This window comes from Paenibacillus sp. FSL R5-0914, from assembly GCF_038004525.1.
In the GTDB taxonomy this organism is placed as follows: domain Bacteria; phylum Bacillota; class Bacilli; order Paenibacillales; family Paenibacillaceae; genus Paenibacillus_AQ.
Genome location: NZ_JBBORH010000001.1, coordinates 269,660 through 287,020 on the forward strand (window position 1 = coordinate 269,660; position 17,361 = coordinate 287,020).

The following is a 17,361-nucleotide window of genomic DNA, read 5'->3' on the forward strand; positions in this document are numbered from 1 at the left end:
TTTATTGACGATGTAGAACTTGCTGCTCACGAACATCCTGCTGTTTCTTACCTTCATAGAACTCTTGAACAATATAGAGCGGACGTCCCTTGGTCTCATCATAAATCCGACCGACATACTCACCCAGAATCCCTAACATAATGAGCACAAAGCCATTAAAGGTCAGCGTGATTCCGATCATCGATGCCCAGCCCTTAACGACTGAATCCGTAAAAATCACCAGATATAGCACATACATCAGATATAGAAAACCAGAGGCCGACAGCAGCATACCAAGGTATCCTGCCAGCTTCAGCGGCTTATAAGAGAAGGAAGTAATTCCATCCAGAGAGAGCTTGATCATCCGTTTCAGCGGATATTTAGTTTCTCCAGCCAGACGTTCATCGCGTTCATATTCAATGGCTTTTTGCCGAAAACCGACCCAGCTGACTAGCCCGCGTACGAACCGATTTTTCTCCGGCAGGCGTTTGAGCTCCTCACAGACTTTACGATCGATAAGGCGGAAATCCCCCGTATCGACAGGAATAGAAATATCGGTTGAATAACGTAGCACTCTATAAAAGAGGCTGGCCGTCCACTTTTTGAATAAGGATTCTCCGTTTCGCTTTATCCTTTTGGCATATACAACTTCATACCCCTGCTTCCATTCCGCAATCATGTCCAGAATCAGTTCCGGCGGATCTTGCAAATCGGCATCAATAATGACAACTGCATCCCCTAGGGCGTAATCCATTCCGGCAGTAATAGCGATCTGATGTCCAAAGTTACGAGACAAGTCGATCAGCTTCACACTCTCATCCCAGTAGCTATATTCCTCAATCATCTGGGCGCAATTATCTGTGCTGCCGTCATTCACAAAGATCAGCTCATACACTTCATTAGTTAAACCCATTACTTTTTTGATACGTCGATACGTCTCTTGAATGACCGCCTCTTCGTTAAACATCGGTATAATAATGGAATAGCGCACGTTGGTACTCATGAGCAGCTCCTCCTTAAATTTGAATAATGAAGCGTGCCTGATTTATCTCATAACACGCCTCATAGGATTAACATTTGCCTAGTTTACAGTAACTTTGTATAATGTCCCGCTGTTTCCTCCATCGCTTCCTGCCCAATCGGCTGCTGGAACTTCTGTACCATTCTCTGTGATCCAAGTCGTCAACTCGGAGCTTCCCCCGCGTCCACCACCCATACCACCGCTATTGATCAGGAAGTACTTCACCTTTCCGCTCTCTACAGACGCCTTTAGGGTATCTGGGGTATACACGGTGTCTGAGTTAGAAAATCCGTTCAAAATAACAACCGATGCACCCTTGTCAACGATATAAGGAGCTGCTGTGCCATAATCCAATGTAGCAAAAAGATAAGGCTCCCCAGTATTGTTCTCCTCCAAATAGGACAACAGACTCTCATTCGCACTTGCGGCGCTATTACGTCCAAAATTGCTTGGACTTCCTCCCATTCCCCCTCTAGCCTCAGTACTGCTTGGGCCCGCCTCAGGGGTTTGACTGTTCAAGCCATAAGTAATGGGAGTAGCTGCCCAGTAGAGCGGCCCAATTAACAATACTAATACGGCTGCAATGCCTGTCGTATAAATAAAGGATTTCTTCATGCCTTTAAGAACTACCAGTACCAGCGAAACCACTATGCCTGCAGCTAAAATCCCAATGGACCAGCCACTGCCAATCGTATCGTTATAAGGATGAACAATGTACCACTGGAAACCTGCTGTAACCAGCGTTGCGGCTGGCAATAGCCAAGACAGCCAACCAGAGTGCTCGCGATATAGCGTCCAGAGCTTTGACCATCCTGCACCGACTAACGCTGCAACTGGTGGAGCCATCATCACCAGATAATATTGATGGAAGAACCCTGCGATACTGAAGAACCCCATAACGGGCACCAGCCACGCTAACCAGAAGAGAGCTTCTTTATGAGCCTGGGTAAAGTTCTTTCTCCGCAGATTGGCGAATAATCCAATGATGCCTAGCAATACAAAAGGCAGCATCCAGCTAGCTTGACCTGACAGTTCTGATTGGAACAGGCGCAGTGGGCCTGCTGTTCCTGTATTGAACATTCCGCCTCCGCTTCCACCGCCATTCATGCCGCCGCGATTTCCTCGCCCGCCGTCGTCGCCACCAAATTGCCGACCTTGACTGTTTGTTCCACTAGGAGGCTGACCTGGTGCACCTCCATCATCGTCACCAGTCTGGCTATTCGAGGTCGAATTTGTGCCTTGCCGGCCCGAAAATGCTGCACGTCCACCATCAGTGCCACTATTACTGCCTGACCCATTCATAGCTGGCGTCTCGCCGTTCATGTTCGGCATCTCACCATTCATAGCGGGCATTTCACCGTTCATGTTTGGCATCTCACCGCCATTTATTCCTGGCATTCCACCACCACCACCACCACCACCACCTGCCCCACGATCCCCCGTTAATCGGGCAACGCCATTGTACCCAAAAGCAAGATTCAGCACTGAATTGGTACCACTGCTGCCGATATAAGGCCGTTTGCTGGCGGGAATCGAATCCACGATCACTGCCCAGGATAAGGAGACTACAAGCAATATTGCTGTGGAGGCGGCCAATACTCCCGTCTTCCGCTTCCAGTTCACTTTGGCAGCTAAGACATAAAAGAGATAAAAAGCCGGTAGAACCATGTACGCCTGCAGCATCTTCTCGTTAAACCCAACACCGATTAACGCAAATGCGGTAAGAAGGCTACCCATCTTGTTGCTCTTCGTCCCTTTAAATAGAAACCATGCCGCGAGCAGAAGGGTGAATACAAGCAGCGCATCAATATTGTTCGTCCGGCTGACTGCCGCTGCTACCGGAGTAGTCGCCATGACTAGAGCTGCTATACGTGCTGCCGCTCTGCCAAAGGTAGGCTTCACCAGCAGGTATACAAGTAACACGGAGCCCACGCCGCCGAGTGCCTGTGGCAAAATCACACTCCAACCATGCAGCCCGAAGATAAGCGCGCTAAGTGTCTGAATCCAAAAGGTAACTGGTGGTTTATCCACCGTTACTGAACCCGCGGAATCCAGTGAAGCGAAGAAGAAATTATGAAAGTTCTGCAGCATACTTCCCACCGCGGTGGTGTAGTATGTATTCACATAGTGGTCATTCCAAACTCCATAACCATACAAAAAAGCGGCAAGTAATAAAATGAGCCAAAGTATAAGATCCGAGCTTATTTTTTTGAACCTACTCATCTCCATCCACTCCTATCCTTTGATCGTCTATATTCCGGCAGTTCTGTGCCCCCGGTTCAATCTTTCTGTAGGTGTATTATTTCACCCTTACCTTAACTCTCAATGAGTCCAAGCTGAATGTTTGCTGAATATACAAGGCCGCCAGAACGCAAAAAAAGCCCCACAACTGTGGAGGCTTTCTGTTCAAATCCCAACCCAAGCAAATATTTTAAAATAGACTATTCCATCCTGCCCATAGTAACGAGCTTATTCACCGTATTCCAATTACGTGCTGTAATCGTCATACCCAATATTCTGTCAAAAGGAACCTTGAAAAGCGGCGACTGGCTCACACTGACCTCATATAATATATACATCTCTCTGCCGACAAAACGCACTTTATCCGGTCCATTCTCATAAGTGCGCAGTTTATCCAATGCTTCCGCTGAAGGCTCGGCTGGTAAAAAAGTAACATACCATCTTTTGAATTCCTCTGGCTCGGAGAGCTGAAAGGGATCGTTAGCGATCACGTTCTCCATTTCTGCTAAGGTACGGATAATAACAGAGACCTCGAATCCAAAAACCTCATGAATCTTACGTTCAATGACTCCAGTAAGCAGACTCTTCGAACCTTCATCACTCTCAAACACAACATTTCCGCTCTGAATATACGTTCGTACATTTTCAAATCCAAGAGTCTGAAACATCGCCTTCAGGTCCAACATTTTAATAATTTTGTTCCCGCCGACGTTAATTCCACGCAGCAGCGCAATATATGTAGTCATAGAATACGCCTCCGTTTTTGTGCCATGATCAGCTTACCTCTGCGGCTAAGATTTGTAGACGTTTACGAACTTCTTTTACCAGCAGCTCCTTCTCTGGAGGCGAAAGCCCCTCCACCAGACGCGCGGCAGCGATCGGCAAAATCCAGCGGTCTACGTCCTCATAAGTATGTCCTGATAATCTGAGATACTCTTGAATATATCCCTTAGTCAATTTTTTTCGGATAAAACCAAGCATTAATTTGGAGAATGCAGAAGCTCCCGGAGGCATAGCCCCCAAACTGAACATCACTACGGAACGCGCAGCATCTCCAGCAGGTTCTCCCACTACACCTGTCATCCAGTCGATCACCCAGAGCTGTTCATCCATAAGCACATTGTCGGGATGAAAATCCCCATGACATAAACGAGTGCCTTCCGGCAGCTTCTCCAGATACTTCAGAATGACGGATTTCTCCTCTTCGCTCAGCATAGGCGCTTCCAATATCTGACTTTTCAACATATCCTTTTGCTGCCCGATTTCCTCTGTAGTTTCAAGCTTATGCAAATCACAATGAAGCCCCGCCATCAGCCTGGCATATTGGGTAACTTTCCAAGGCTTCTCACCCATCACCTTTAGCAGGGAGGGGCCTTTAATTTGTTGAAATACAATACCTTGTCTTGATTGTTCAAAAATAAGCTCAAAAGGCTGAGGGGTCCGAACACCCCGAGCATGTACAAACTGGCTGATTTTATATTCCCTGCTGACGTGTTGCTCTGCTATATCCTCCCGGTACAATTTAAGAATCCTCTGATCGTCATGCTGCCAGATCTCCGCAGTTCTGCCTTCCCCAACAAGCTTCGCCTTCATTCGCCAGCCTCCATTTAGTCCAGATTAATGCGGGTAAAATGCTCAACAACCGGAAATGGATCGTAGTAATGGTGAAGTAGCGCCTTCCATTCCTGATACTGGCTGGATTCTCTGAATCCTATGGTGTGATCTTCAAGCGTTCTCCACTTCACAAGCAGCAGATACTTATGATCATCCTCCAAGCAATGTTGCAATTCATGCCCTATGTAGCCTTCGATCGAAGAAATTAAGCTTGATGCCTCCTTGAAGCTTTTTTCAAATTCAGTAGTTAAACCAGGCTTCACTTGCAGCATCGCAGCTTCCAAAATCATAATCAGCATCCTCCAAAGGTTATGTATTTAAAGCATCACGGAAAAATTCATGATAAAAATTAATAATAACAAGCAGAATGGCTAGTGACTCGTTGACCAGCTCTACCTCAAGGCTATGATTAGCATCATCGATTCTATACACTTTTAAATGATGAAGCCCACTAATTTCACCAGAAAGCTGTTCGCTAAATAAAGGGTCGCTTCCGCCATAAATTACAGTCCCACGACTCTGCTGTATCAAAGGGATCGCCTCAGGTAATGGTGTTATATATAGATGAGACGTCTTTTTCTGTATTTCTAGCTCTTCTGCAATTCTCCCTGCTATGACCGAACCCACGCTTTTGCTAATGAATAGAATCTTTTTGTATTCAGGAAGAGATGCAATGGCCGCCTTACATTCCTGAATGAGAATAATCATTTCATCACGCTTAAAACCTACTCTAGCACTCTGGTAGCCATATTCAAGCAGCAGGACATCGCAATTATGTTCCCGAGCTGCTTTGGCCGCATAATCTAGCAGAGGGCGTTCAGCCGAGTAATTTTTACCTGGAAAAATAACAGCCAATGCCTTAGATCCTTGAGTAATATATTTATGTCTAACCTCTCTACCCCAATAAGAGGACATAATGATGTTGCTGACGTTCATACCTGTTTCCCTCTTTTCTAAAACAAACATTCTATATATATCTATCATTATAGCTAACTTATGTTTAGTTTTAAAATCAAAGAATTCCTAATCTTTACTAGAGATCAGGAATGTTCGAAAGTAGGTCTATTGCTGTGATGCCACCTGCTTATTTTTACTTTTACTAACCTTAATTTCAGCACAAATCCACAATACCAACGGAATAATTACCTGAAAAGGAAAGGCGTAGATTTTATAAATATGGTAAGAAAAATACTGCATCTCCATGATATCCTTGTACACAAAATCCGCAAGATAAATCATTAACAGTCCTATTTGGAGTACAACAGATCGATAACTCTTTAACTTGAATACTTTAGCTAATCCTATGCTTGCTACGTACAGACATACACTCGCTTTTATGAATGTTGTGATTACAAATGCAACCGCCGATGAAGCTTCAATTCGCGTCAGAAAATCGCCTACATTAATACGCCCTGCAGACACATAAGAGGGAAAATATTGACCGGACAGTACTTCAGGACCAAGCATTAGCAGATTGCGCAGTGTAACTATAAGAATAACCACCCCAGAAATCAACACATTTCCTAATAAAATTTTCTTCGCTGAGCTCTTGCCCGATAAACTACTGAATGCTCCTAGAAATATTACAATCTCTGCAAATGGAAAAGAAAACAGACCCAGCGTATCGCTAACTACCGGATGCCAACCTTTATCGAACAAAGGAAGAAAGTGATGATATTCCAGTTTGGAAATGGCTAGTGTAAGAATTACTATCTCCACAGCGACGGTGAACAGAAGCAGAAGTTTGGCACTTCTCCCCAGCACCTCAATCCCCGACTTAACCACCCAAACGCCCAGTAGGCCAAGACATAACATAGGAGCAAGCATTGGAGTTTCGGTCAAGGCAACCGTCTTACTGAATTCTCCAAAGACATTGAGAACTAGCGCCCCCAGATGAAAAGCATACCAAATGTAGAGACAGGAGATGAATCGCCCGATGACTTTTCCAAACACAGCGATTAGCATATCAAATAAATCCTTACCTGGAAAAATAAGATGAAGTCTGGCATAGATCAATAGAAGAGGAACAACTAGCACCATGGCAAGAAGGACGGAAATCCAATTGCTGTTACCGGATTCCTCCGGAACTCCCATAAATATCGAAGTACCCACAGTAAACAGGACAGCAATACTGATAGCATGGCCTGTAGGTATCATCTCTTTGTTCATCATCTATCTCCTTTTAGTCTTTTCCTCTAAAATAGCTTTTTGATCCAGAATTCCAGCAACGGTGAAGGACTAGGGATCGACCACTTCATTGCCAAAGCAAAAGCAATGCAAAATGAAATTAGACATAATGCGGAACAGACATAAAAATCCCGTTTCATTCCCTGTTTTAACAGTCCGTAAGGATCAATCAATACGATAACCACATAAATAAACACCACCACAACAACCAATTTAATCACCTTTTTGATGGATCTTGATAGATCTTGACGTCTGCGCACTACTGTCAATAATCACTTCGGAATTCACAACGACTTCCACTTCAGAGAATTCCTTTCCCCAGTCTTTCTCAATCTTCTTCCAGGTCTGTGGCATTTGCTCATGGAGAAGCTCACCAAACCCAAAAATATCAGCATGATAATCTTTCTGTACTCTATGGATAACAGAAAGGATAGCCTTCTGCAATTCCTCCCCAGCCCGCTTCTCTATAACTTTCTTGCTATCACGGTTAGTGAATTCCTCCGGAACCTTCACCTCATCCAGTCCGGTATGCGTTAGCGTATTTATTTGCATTTGGAGCTTACCCTCTACCCAAACCGGCTTTACTTTTGTTCTATTGGACAGAATTTCAAGGGAAAAGGCGGGCTTCCCGTTTTTGTCATTTACGGCTAAAACCCCTCCCTTGATTTGATTATTGGCAAACAGCATGTATTTCGTTTCTTCACCGCTGATCGTGCCGATCATTTTATCCATGGAGAATATCGCTGCTCCACTTACCCGAGCATTTTTTATCTTGTTTGTTTCATGAATATAAATAAGTGGTGCTATAGCATATTCGCCAGAGGCCTCTAACTTATCAATGAAATCCCAAATTTCCACGACGGGAGCAGTACTAACACTATTCTCAAATCTCATCTGTTGTGCAAGTGCATAGGCCATAATACTTTCCGTTAAACTACTTAGATTGATGATTTCCTGGGCCGTCTTCTCTTTGGAGACAAATATATATACATCCGATCTAGTTTCTGTATCTCTGTTATACCAATCAATAATATTGATAACCCCTTCTCGGGCGATCTCCTCACTGAGGATAATCGCCTTAGAATGGCTCCAAAATAATTTTTTCCCTGTGATAGAGATCATTCCTCGCACAATATCAAACATCGTCTCCCCCGTGAGAGAAAGCATCTTAAAGCCAGCCTGACTTGATTTGGAGCCTTCCTTCGTGTCCACAATTTCAGCAGTTACTAACAGCTTTCCATCAGATGCCCCTTTATCAATCGCCACCCCGGCTACAATTGACATGTCTTCAATTTCAATGTAGTTCCAACAACCCACAGTACTCATAAGCACGATCAAAGATACAATGGCAGGAACCATCCTTTTCCACTTGTTCATGGTCGTCTCCCTATTTTGTTGGACCCTTTTCTCTTCATATTTCGTGCCCCGATCATTGCCGGTCGTAGATACATATGCCACCACGGCGCTCTGATAGCTGTATCCTTAATGTCCTGCGGACGGATGGAACCTATCCCTAGCATATAAGGAACCCCAAAGGAGCGAAGGCTCATCAAATGAACCACTAAACCGAGCATTCCAAGAAAATATCCATAAATCCCTAGAAAAAAAACTGCAAATAACAGAACTGCTCTTACTATGATTAACGGACCCGTCAGCCTTGGATTGAGCAGCGTCATGATCCCTGTTAGACCGACTACAATAATCATTGGGGCACTCACTAATCTTGCCTCCACAGCCGCCTGCCCCAACACAAGCGCCCCCACGATACTGATCGCCTGCCCAATATAGGTAGGAATCCGTTCGCCCGCCTCTCTTAGGATTTCAAATATGGTTAGCATGAATATGGCCTCCACTACTGTAGGAAAGGGGACTGCTACTCTCGCAGTAGAAATGCTGAGCAATAACTGGGTGGGTATCATCTCCTGACTATAAGTTACCAAGGCCACATATAGAGCCGGAATACTAACAGACAGCAAAGCTCCAACCATTCTTAGCATTCGGTTGAATGAACCAAAATAAAAGTTAATATAATAGTCCGAACTCGCTTGAAAATTCTCCACAAATACATAGGGTACAGTCATCGCATACGGGCTACCTTCCATAAGTAAGGCGACTCTGCCCTCCATTATTTTACTGACTACGGAATCCGGGCGTTCTGTACTTCCTGTCATCTCAAAAGGTGAATATGGCTCGTCTCTTATTAATTCCGAAAGAAATGACGTATCGAGAACAACATCTATATCTACCTGCCCAAGCCGATCCTGCAATTCTTTAACAATATTTGGTGATACTAGGCTTTCCATATAGCAAATGCATATCTGTGTGTTAGAACGTGATCCGATCTTGCTAAAAATAAACTTCAAGTCGGAATCTTGTACTCTTCGGCGGATTTGGGTCAGGTTAACTATCAGCGATTCTGTAAATCCTTCCCGCGGGCCATAAACACTTTTCTCGGTCACTGGCTCCGTAATAGCCTTTTTATCCCAGCCTTGTGCATTAATATTGAGAATACCCGCATAGCCATCCAGCAGTAATAAGGTCTTGCCAGCTATAATCGCACTGATCATTTCATTTAAATCTGTAGAGGCAACTACATCCGAAATGTTAATGACCTGCGTCCTAATTTTCTCCATTAGCTCCGCTGGGTTGCCATAATCCATTCTGGTGAAGTCAAAAGCCATCAATGGCTTAATAACACCCTCCTGAATCATATGCTTATCAACCATCCCGTCAACGTTAACTAACCCAAAACGAAGAGTTTCACTGCCCTCATTATTTATCACCCTTATTCTAAGTGTCCCATCATCCTTGAATATTTGCCGAAATAGGTTCATCATTTCATCTAGTGACGTACTCGGAGTCTGCCCAGACGTCGTATTTTGTTGAGAATCTTTGCGGTTACCTCCTGCTGTCTGTTCCTCCACAGTAGTCACTCCTGTCACAATAGTTTCCTAGAAATTATCCCCCATCTCACTAAATACTATCCGCCAAAATTATACTGTAAAGGGATCAACTTCTTCGCAAAGGAGAGTAAACTCCATACGTTTAAAATAAAAAAAAGCCGCTTTAGCAGCGGCATGTTGAATGTTTATGATTGTAGTGATCATCTGGTATAATTTGATAAAAATAAGAGATAGGAGCTCCCTATGACACCATTTACAGAACAAGTGATTCGTATCATACAATCTATACCTGAAGGAAAAGTGATGACTTACGGAGGCGTTGCTCGTGCGGCAGGAAGCCCAAGAGGCGCAAGGCAGGTAGTTCGTATCCTTCACTCCATGAGTAGAAAATATAAGCTTCCCTGGCATCGGGTTATCAACGCCAAAGGAATGATCGCCTTGACTGAAGATGAATCCAACTCCCTCCAGAAGCTTTATTTGCAGGAGGAAGGGATTATTTTTAATGAAAAAGATGTGGTAGATCTGAAGCAATACCAATTTGATCCCGAATTTATGGATTAACCACGTATGCGCTTAGCGCCCCTTCCTCTTTCACTGGTTCCAAGACCATTCAGCAAACAGTACATCGTAGCGTAGATAACCAGCAATACAAACGCTATGAACAAGCTAAAAAATACCGACTGTCGATTCAAGCTGTCCATAACCAGTTGGTACAACTGATGCCGGTCCGTCAGTACGTCCCAGCTATTCAGCCTGTAGACTCGGCCAAGCAGGACACCATACCCCCCAAGTACACATGCTGCGAATACGAATATCCAAGAGAACAGCAGGCTGCTCTTGCGATAAACAACCGTCTGGAACTGGTATAAAGAGAAGAAACCAGTCAACCATCCGCTCCAAGTGAACAATAAGAGGGTAACCAGATCATACCAATACCGATTCTGAATGGTGCCATCCACGATATATCTGCTTTTTCTTATCGTCAGATGCACCAGATCCGTCATGAGATAAGGCGCGTTCGGAAAGAACAGCAGCCAAGCGACGCCTAGCGGAACAAGCAGCAATCCACCTATCTTCCTTTTATCCAGTTCATAAGCAGCCATAGAGAACAGGAACGGAATCCAAGCCAGGAATAAATTCCAGAGTAAAAATGCATAAAACGAATCCGTCTGTAGTGACACTACACGATATACGGCCAATGTCGCCACAGACAGACCTGCCAAGAGCATAAACACCTTCGGATAATTCAATTCCTTCATGAGCTTATATTCTCCTTATCGAGATAGTTTACATTTAACTTATACCCAATTGTACAAATTTGGCATTCCCAAGTCCAATCTCAAGCATAAACGCCTTTGTCGTCCTTATTAGGACGATAAGCGTTTAAGCGAGAAATATAAGGATAATATATGATGTGAAACTTAAATTCTTATATTTGAACAGAAAAACCCGGACGCAGAAACGTCCGGGCTGACTCTTATCTATTTCACTCAAAGACCACTATTTAGTTCAGGTGCAATTACAGGTTTCTTACGCCCTTTCAGACCGCGCACACTTCCCGCCTCTTCCAGACAGGAGAACGCTGTACACTCCCTAAAAGCGGCATGGCTACATCCAATACACTTGTTGTAATCGATGCTGTTAAGTGCGTCATTAATGGCTTCCCCGGTGTGCGGATAAAACTGAGCCTCACCTATGGTACTATACAGTCCAGTTCTCTTGAGTAGCTCAAGCGGCTGTGGCTGAATACCTGAGATCATAAGTTTCCCTCCAACAGCTTGTAAATGCCGCACCAGCTCTGCTAAATTGGATTCTCCAGTGGTATCCATGAAGGGTACTTTCCCCATCCGCATTAATATAATTCTAGGTTGATCTGAACCATAGCTTGGCATAGTGTCATCGAATCGATAAGCAGCGCCAAAAAACAGCGGACCTTCCACCGTGTAAATTCCAATTTGCGGACAGTCATGACTCTCCGTAACCATATGTGCCTCTACCTTAACGGACTTCGGATCAGGCAGCACTTTGGCTACCAAATGAACCTCTCCCATTCGTTTCACAAACAGAATAACCGCAAGAATTAATCCCACCTCTACAGCCAGCGTTAAATCTGCAAATATCGTTAACAAGAAGGTGATGAATAACACCAAGGAATCGCCGGTCTTGATCTTAAGCAGATGAAGGAACTCTTTGCGCTCACTCATATTCCAAGCTACTACCATTAAGATCGGTGCCATCGCAGCTAAAGGAATACTGGAAGCATAGGGTGCGAGCAACAGGAGAATTAGAAACACCACAACACCGTGAACGATCCCCGAGATCGGAGAAACAGCGCCACTCTTGATGTTCGTCGCTGTTCTAGCAATTGCTCCTGTCGCTGGTATGCCCCCGAACAATGGAGCAGCAATATTTGCGATCCCCTGACCGATCAGCTCTCGGTTACTATTATGGCGGCTGCCTGTCATTCCATCCGCTACAACAGCGGATAACAATGACTCTATAGCACCTAGCATTGCAATGATAAATGCCGGACGAATTAGCAGGGTAATTCGTTCCCAAGTAATGTCCGGAAATCGAAAGCTCGGTAAGGTATTAGGGATTTCTCCGTAAGCAGAGCCAATCGTAGTCACTTTGCCGCTAAAGAATAACGCAGCAATCACAGTCGCGCACAGAAGACCTACCAATGATCCAGGCACCTTCGGAGCGAATCGAATCGCTAGGATAACGACGGCAAGACAAATCACGGCGGTCAGAATACTGTATCCATTCATCGTCGATATATGAAGCCCTATTTCTTTCATGTTATTTACAAAGCTCTCATGCCGTTCTATATTCCTTAATCCAAGGAAATTAGCAATCTGCCCGGTGAAGATAATGACCGCTATCCCTGCTGTGAAACCAATCGTTACTGGCCTCGGAATAAACTTAATCAATACACCCAGCTTTAATAATCCCATGAGAACTAGAATAACCCCTGCCATCATCCCAGCGATAAGTAAGTTCTCATAACCATACTCCATCGCAATGGCAAACAAGATAGGAATAAAAGCACCTGTTGGCCCACCAATTTGAAATTTTGATCCTCCGAACAATGAAATACATATTCCGGCAACGATTGTCGTGTAAATGCCATACTCCGGTTTTACACCAGATGCAATAGCAAATGCCATCCCCAAAGGAATGGCAATAACACCAACGATTGTTCCCGAAATCAAATCCTTGCGAAATGCATTCATGTTGTAGCCTTTATATCGGCCCCACCCTGTCATGATCAAACCTTCTTTTCTTTAAATATCTGATTATTTGAATATAAGAAGAACATTACTCTAGGACGCAACTGTTGTCAACGCCAAAATAATGTTATTCCTTTATTCTCCGCGCATACCTTCGAGCAATGAAATGGTATTCACCAGATGGTTATCAAATATTTGTTTAGCTACGACCAGAAGATCTTTAATTAGAGGATCACGTAACGAATAGATCACAGTGGTACCTTCTTTTACACTGGCTACTACATTCTTAGCGCGTAAAACAGCTAACTGCTGGGATACAGCAGAACCTTCTGATCCTAGAATGGCTTGTAGCTCATTCACATTCTTCTCACCTTCGCTGAGCAGTTCCAGTATACGAATTCGCATTGGATGAGCCAGCGCCTTGAAGAATTCGGTCTTAAATTGCTGAATTTCGGTGTTCATAGATTTCTACTCCTCATAGCTTACTTCTGATTCTAATGTCATCTTTGTATGTTATCTTAGTCCCTGATAAGCGTCAAATACTCAAGGGGTAGATGCTCACATTACGAACCTGTACTTCTACAAACACACCAAGCGCCATAGGCTCACCGAGACACTCGAACATCACTAAACTTTCACCTATTCGCAAAAATCCTGTTCCGTCCTCTTCAATATTCTCCAGCACACCGGTAAAAACAACCTGATCTCCCTCTAACCTTGTATTGAACTCACTAGCAGGTGCAGGCAGAATATCCACCCATCTCATCAGCAGCTCCGAAAGCTCGAATTCCACATCTGTTTCCGTATCTGGCTCCACAGGAGCTCCGCACCAGATCCCCCGACCCTCGCCAAACTCTGTGCGAAAGAATACCTCATCCTTTTTCATGCCACTCTTTGTAATTTTGATTTTCATAGCTATTATTCCACCTTGATAATTTATAACGATCATTATACATGACAATGAACCGATATTATCAAGTGTAATTCTGAGTAATTTTATTCAGATACATACTAGGATGCAGCCAAGGATGCTTAAAGAACTCACTTTTCTTCGTAATTCTCCGTGAGACACCCAGATCATAATCGATCATAGACTTTATCCGCGCTGCGAAGGCCTCCCCTTTCACCAGTATTCCCAGCTCGAAATCGTGGCAGGCGCTTCTCTCATTGATGTTGTAGGAGCCATGAAATACCGCCCGTGATCTATGGTCATAGGTTATTTTCCAATGTGAAAAACGACCTGTGAAGCTGTAATCATAAAAGGAAACCCCATTGAGAAACGGCTTATACATATTGCCTCGTACCGCCGCAGTATTGGTAGGATGATCATTAACCTTCAGCGGATTGCAGATGCTCAGATGACAGGAACAGTCTGGCCCCAGCTCCCCCAGCCGATCCCAAAACTCTTGATCAATCAAATAAGGATTTACAATCACCGTCTCCTCAGTCGCATAGGTAATTAAATTCAAATAGTATTGCTGAATTAAGTTAACTGGATTACCCGGAAAGCTTGCAAACAGTGTACATTCTTCCTCCCCAAAATGATAATTTACATTCGGATGGTAGAAGGCATCATCCACGTCAAAATGATCACCTCCCAGAAGTAACCAACGGGAATGAAACTTAGCATTTAAAGGCTGCGCCGCCGCGCCACGGATCCGGAAGCAGCCATCATGCCACTCCTCTTTTTTACTAGGAATCCCCTGTAGATGTCCTTCTATACTGATCGAGGAAGATGCCTGAACAGGCGTCACGTACGTGTATTGATCTCCAATATTCAGGCTGCCAATAATAGAGGTTACCCCATCAATGACCATAAATTTCCGATGATCAATGACATTCAGCCCAGTGAATTCAACGTCCTCTTGTACTTTATCCTGTAAGAACAGGATACTTTCCGGTACGCCTTGTTGCTTCAGCGCTTTCCGCTTCACACGCCATTCTACGGCTGTATAATAAGAATTGAAGGTATTCAACAGCTTAGCTCCTGCATTCTCGAGCCTTTCAGAAATCTTGGAAAATTGACCAAACGCCAGATTGTTCTCATACCCTAAAGCTGTCAGCGTGTAATTGACCATGATCCGTACCTTCACCCCCCGTTTAAGGGCGTGAAATAATTCATCTGCAACCAGATTGCCTGAACGGTCATTAAAGAAGAGCATCACGGACAGGTGAATATAATGCTGTGCCTTCTTTATTTCTTCTAGTATCATCCCTAGGCACTCGGGTCCATTCACGTAAGGATCTACTTGGTTATTCCATGTGGTTTGCGGGGCCAGAACTTTTAGCTTGTCTGAATCTAATCTGCCTAATACTTCAATAAGTTGCCCCAGCAATCTTGGGCTAAAGCCAGGAACCTGAAATAGCTGCTGAGCCTCCGTAATGACTCCGCCAATGGACTGTCGGTATGCTCTAGCCGCCTCCAGATCGATCCCCATTAGTCTGCGCTCTGCCTCTTCTCCTGCTTCGCCCATAATGCAGACAAGTGAACCGCCTGATAAATAATAGTTCACGATATCGATCATATTTTTCTGTATTTCCATATGTAAGATCCCCTATCTTTATTGTGAGTGCACATGTATCAAGGTAAGGATAGATACCCTTGAACTCCTCCTTATAAACGGGGAACATAAAAAACAGGGATGCCCCGCAGCCATTATGGCTATGGAACATCCCTGTTTAAGATCAACCAGGATTCACTAAGAATCGAGATAACTTATTTCACTTGCTCTGCGCTAAATACTTTTACGTCTAGTGGCGCAGCCAAGAATTCACCAGCTTTAGCTGAGAACGCGGTAAAGTGAGCGCTCGTATTGTGGCTGGATACGGCTTCAGCGTCGCGCCAAGTCTCCACCATAATAAATGAGTTCGCTTCTCCAGCATTCTCATACAGCTCGTAAGAGAGATTTCCTTCTTCAGTGTGAGTAGCTGTGAGAAGTGTTTTGGACTCCGCCAAAAACTGCTCGCGACGTTCCGGATTCACTTTAAGTACTGCATGGATAATGATCATTGCATTTTCCTCCTAAGGTATAAAGTATTATTTCCACTCAGCAATCTTATCGATAGGCAAACGGACAGATGGGTAACCTGCATCAACAGCTTTACCGATGGAAAGCAACATTACAGGAACATAACGATCTTTTTCCATGCCAAACGCTTCTGCGATTTGATCTTTTTCATAACCGCCAATTGGGTTTGTATCGTATCCATGTGCACGGGCAACCAGCATCAATTGCATTGCAACAAGAGCACCATCAATAAGCACAGTATCTTTGTTAACTTCACGTGGCAAGGTAGCAAAGTGAGCAGATAATCTAGTTAATTGGTTTTCTTTTACTTCAGCAGGCATTAGTCCACGTTCAACAGCTGTACCATAAATCTCCTCAGCGTAGTCGAAATTGTTCAAATCACCAAAGATGGCAATCATAGCTGCAGAGGTTTCAACTTGTACGCCATTAAAGCGAGCAAGAGGAGCTAAAGTAGCTTTTGCTTCGTCACTTTCAATGACAAGAAACCGCCAAGGCTGCATATTTACAGAAGAAGGTGCAAGAGTCGCTTCCGTAAGAATCTGAGTCATCTCTTCTTTACTGATCTTAACGGATGGATCATATTTGCGGATAGAGCGGCGACCCGTAATAATTTCTTTAAAATCATTGGTTTGTGTTTGTGTAGCGTTCATATGTGTATTTCTCCTTTGAGTGTGTAATTTTGGTAGTTACAACAGATTGATATTAGATTGCAGACGATTAAGCATATCTATGAGCACTTTTCGCTCCTGATCGTTAAATCCAGTAAGCAGAGTAGCGACAAATCGTCTCTTCTCTTCGCCATATTGAATCATTCTTTCCCGCCCTTGATCCGTTAATGAGACCAATGTAACCCTGTTATCTGCTGGGTTGTTGCGGCGAGTGATCGTACCACTCTCTTCCATCCCTTTCAAGTGCCGAGTGACGGCGGCCGCATCTATATCCATGCCCTTTTGCAGCGTAATTTGGCTGACTTCATCCACCTGGAATAGTTCATGCAGGAGGCGAAGCCGTGTGGGACTAATGCCAGCACATCGTTCGAATTTCGGACAGATTCCCTTGTTTAATGCCTGCAGCAGTTCAAATATGCGGTCTTCCTCAGGATAGTGCTCCGTCAAAATATACCTCCTTTATAAATTTAATTGTATGCAATTGTT

19 protein-coding genes are annotated in these 17,361 nt (G+C 44.2%); 1 reads left to right on the forward strand and 18 read right to left on the reverse strand.

What is annotated here, in order from left to right; genetic code table 11:
* Position 1 precedes the first annotated feature (1 nt).
* The 10 genes from MKX60_RS01075 to MKX60_RS01120 all read right to left on the reverse strand — a co-directional run bounded on the left by MKX60_RS01075 (position 2) and on the right by MKX60_RS01120 (position 9,966).
* Positions 2–982 (reverse strand): glycosyltransferase family 2 protein, encoded by a 981-nt coding sequence (locus tag MKX60_RS01075; protein ID WP_339800147.1) that lies wholly within the window; start codon positions 980–982, stop codon positions 2–4.
* 78 nt (positions 983–1,060) lie between these two features.
* Positions 1,061–3,223, reverse strand: a complete 2,163-nt coding sequence (locus MKX60_RS01080) for a glycosyltransferase family 39 protein (RefSeq protein WP_341058897.1) — start codon at positions 3,221–3,223, stop codon at positions 1,061–1,063.
* Positions 3,224–3,441: 218 nt separating this feature from the next.
* Positions 3,442–3,987 carry a DUF1697 domain-containing protein gene (locus MKX60_RS01085; RefSeq protein ID WP_076285894.1) on the reverse strand — a complete coding sequence of 182 codons (546 nt, stop codon included), beginning with the start codon at positions 3,985–3,987 and terminating at the stop codon, positions 3,442–3,444.
* Between the two features lie 28 nt (positions 3,988–4,015).
* Positions 4,016–4,834: a phosphotransferase family protein gene (locus MKX60_RS01090; RefSeq protein WP_341058899.1), complete on the reverse strand. Its 819-nt coding sequence runs from the start codon at positions 4,832–4,834 to the stop codon at positions 4,016–4,018.
* Between the two features lie 14 nt (positions 4,835–4,848).
* On the reverse strand, positions 4,849–5,145 hold the full coding sequence (locus MKX60_RS01095) for an antibiotic biosynthesis monooxygenase family protein (protein ID WP_042184604.1): 297 nt from the start codon (positions 5,143–5,145) through the stop codon (positions 4,849–4,851).
* Positions 5,146–5,164: 19 nt separating this feature from the next.
* On the reverse strand, positions 5,165–5,791 hold the full coding sequence (locus tag MKX60_RS01100) for a hypothetical protein (protein ID WP_076285896.1): 627 nt from the start codon (positions 5,789–5,791) through the stop codon (positions 5,165–5,167).
* Positions 5,792–5,917: 126 nt separating this feature from the next.
* The gene (locus MKX60_RS01105; RefSeq protein WP_076285897.1) at positions 5,918–7,024 is read right to left on the reverse strand and encodes a GerAB/ArcD/ProY family transporter; all 1,107 of its coding nucleotides are present in this window, start codon (positions 7,022–7,024) and stop codon (positions 5,918–5,920) included.
* A gap of 26 nt (positions 7,025–7,050) precedes the next feature.
* Positions 7,051–7,263 (reverse strand): hypothetical protein, encoded by a 213-nt coding sequence (locus tag MKX60_RS01110; RefSeq protein WP_341058901.1) that lies wholly within the window; start codon positions 7,261–7,263, stop codon positions 7,051–7,053.
* Positions 7,256–8,419 (reverse strand): Ger(x)C family spore germination protein, encoded by a 1,164-nt coding sequence (locus tag MKX60_RS01115; protein WP_341058904.1) that lies wholly within the window; start codon positions 8,417–8,419, stop codon positions 7,256–7,258. The genes MKX60_RS01110 and MKX60_RS01115 overlap by 8 nt, the downstream gene beginning before the upstream one ends.
* Positions 8,416–9,966: a spore germination protein gene (locus tag MKX60_RS01120; RefSeq protein WP_341058905.1), complete on the reverse strand. Its 1,551-nt coding sequence runs from the start codon at positions 9,964–9,966 to the stop codon at positions 8,416–8,418. Before MKX60_RS01120 ends, MKX60_RS01115 begins: the two co-directional genes overlap by 4 nt.
* A gap of 222 nt (positions 9,967–10,188) precedes the next feature.
* On the opposite strand from MKX60_RS01120, the gene MKX60_RS01125 reads away from it, so the two are divergent.
* Entirely contained in the window at positions 10,189–10,506 is a 318-nt protein-coding gene (locus MKX60_RS01125) for an MGMT family protein (protein ID WP_341058907.1), read from the forward strand.
* Here the strand turns inward: MKX60_RS01125 and MKX60_RS01130 are convergent.
* From MKX60_RS01130 to MKX60_RS01165, 8 genes are all read right to left on the reverse strand, one after another.
* Positions 10,503–11,204 (reverse strand): DUF1361 domain-containing protein, encoded by a 702-nt coding sequence (locus MKX60_RS01130; protein ID WP_341058909.1) that lies wholly within the window; start codon positions 11,202–11,204, stop codon positions 10,503–10,505. The two genes, MKX60_RS01125 and MKX60_RS01130, sit on opposite strands and share 4 nt — an antisense overlap.
* Before the next feature lie 231 nt (positions 11,205–11,435).
* Positions 11,436–13,214: a SulP family inorganic anion transporter gene (locus tag MKX60_RS01135; protein ID WP_076300154.1), complete on the reverse strand. Its 1,779-nt coding sequence runs from the start codon at positions 13,212–13,214 to the stop codon at positions 11,436–11,438.
* A gap of 99 nt (positions 13,215–13,313) precedes the next feature.
* On the reverse strand, positions 13,314–13,640 hold the full coding sequence (locus MKX60_RS01140; protein WP_042123860.1) for an ArsR/SmtB family transcription factor: 327 nt from the start codon (positions 13,638–13,640) through the stop codon (positions 13,314–13,316).
* Between the two features lie 73 nt (positions 13,641–13,713).
* Entirely contained in the window at positions 13,714–14,091 is a 378-nt protein-coding gene (locus tag MKX60_RS01145) for a hypothetical protein (protein WP_341058911.1), read from the reverse strand.
* Positions 14,092–14,152: 61 nt separating this feature from the next.
* A complete protein-coding gene (locus MKX60_RS01150; protein ID WP_341058913.1) occupies positions 14,153–15,721 on the reverse strand; it encodes a phospholipase D-like domain-containing protein in 1,569 nt (522 codons plus the stop codon).
* 173 nt (positions 15,722–15,894) lie between these two features.
* Entirely contained in the window at positions 15,895–16,188 is a 294-nt protein-coding gene (locus MKX60_RS01155; protein ID WP_076300151.1) for a putative quinol monooxygenase, read from the reverse strand.
* A gap of 27 nt (positions 16,189–16,215) precedes the next feature.
* Positions 16,216–16,857 carry a nitroreductase family protein gene (locus tag MKX60_RS01160; RefSeq protein ID WP_042184583.1) on the reverse strand — a complete coding sequence of 214 codons (642 nt, stop codon included), beginning with the start codon at positions 16,855–16,857 and terminating at the stop codon, positions 16,216–16,218.
* A gap of 36 nt (positions 16,858–16,893) precedes the next feature.
* Positions 16,894–17,322 carry a MarR family winged helix-turn-helix transcriptional regulator gene (locus MKX60_RS01165; RefSeq protein WP_042184581.1) on the reverse strand — a complete coding sequence of 143 codons (429 nt, stop codon included), beginning with the start codon at positions 17,320–17,322 and terminating at the stop codon, positions 16,894–16,896.
* Positions 17,323–17,361: the final 39 nt, after the last annotated feature.

Bases quoted from the DNA above. Each gene is read 5' to 3' on its own strand.
- MKX60_RS01080 (WP_341058897.1), bottom strand. From the start codon at position 3,223: ATGAGTAGGTTCAAAAAAATAAGCTCGGATCTTATACTTTGGCTCATT.
- MKX60_RS01075 (WP_339800147.1), bottom strand. From the start codon at position 982: ATGAGTACCAACGTGCGCTATTCCATTATTATACCGATGTTTAACGAA.
- MKX60_RS01100 (WP_076285896.1), bottom strand. From the start codon at position 5,791: ATGAACGTCAGCAACATCATTATGTCCTCTTATTGGGGTAGAGAGGTT.
- MKX60_RS01085 (WP_076285894.1), bottom strand. From the start codon at position 3,987: ATGACTACATATATTGCGCTGCTGCGTGGAATTAACGTCGGCGGGAAC.
- MKX60_RS01105 (WP_076285897.1), bottom strand. From the start codon at position 7,024: ATGAACAAAGAGATGATACCTACAGGCCATGCTATCAGTATTGCTGTC.
- MKX60_RS01155 (WP_076300151.1), bottom strand. From the start codon at position 16,188: ATGATCATTATCCATGCAGTACTTAAAGTGAATCCGGAACGTCGCGAG.
- MKX60_RS01140 (WP_042123860.1), bottom strand. From the start codon at position 13,640: ATGAACACCGAAATTCAGCAATTTAAGACCGAATTCTTCAAGGCGCTG.
- MKX60_RS01095 (WP_042184604.1), bottom strand. From the start codon at position 5,145: ATGATTTTGGAAGCTGCGATGCTGCAAGTGAAGCCTGGTTTAACTACT.
- MKX60_RS01130 (WP_341058909.1), bottom strand. From the start codon at position 11,204: ATGAAGGAATTGAATTATCCGAAGGTGTTTATGCTCTTGGCAGGTCTG.
- MKX60_RS01160 (WP_042184583.1), bottom strand. From the start codon at position 16,857: ATGAACGCTACACAAACACAAACCAATGATTTTAAAGAAATTATTACG.
- MKX60_RS01125 (WP_341058907.1), top strand. From the start codon at position 10,189: ATGACACCATTTACAGAACAAGTGATTCGTATCATACAATCTATACCT.
- MKX60_RS01135 (WP_076300154.1), bottom strand. From the start codon at position 13,214: ATGACAGGGTGGGGCCGATATAAAGGCTACAACATGAATGCATTTCGC.
- MKX60_RS01090 (WP_341058899.1), bottom strand. From the start codon at position 4,834: ATGAAGGCGAAGCTTGTTGGGGAAGGCAGAACTGCGGAGATCTGGCAG.
- MKX60_RS01145 (WP_341058911.1), bottom strand. From the start codon at position 14,091: ATGAAAATCAAAATTACAAAGAGTGGCATGAAAAAGGATGAGGTATTC.
- MKX60_RS01150 (WP_341058913.1), bottom strand. From the start codon at position 15,721: ATGGAAATACAGAAAAATATGATCGATATCGTGAACTATTATTTATCA.
- MKX60_RS01115 (WP_341058904.1), bottom strand. From the start codon at position 8,419: ATGAACAAGTGGAAAAGGATGGTTCCTGCCATTGTATCTTTGATCGTG.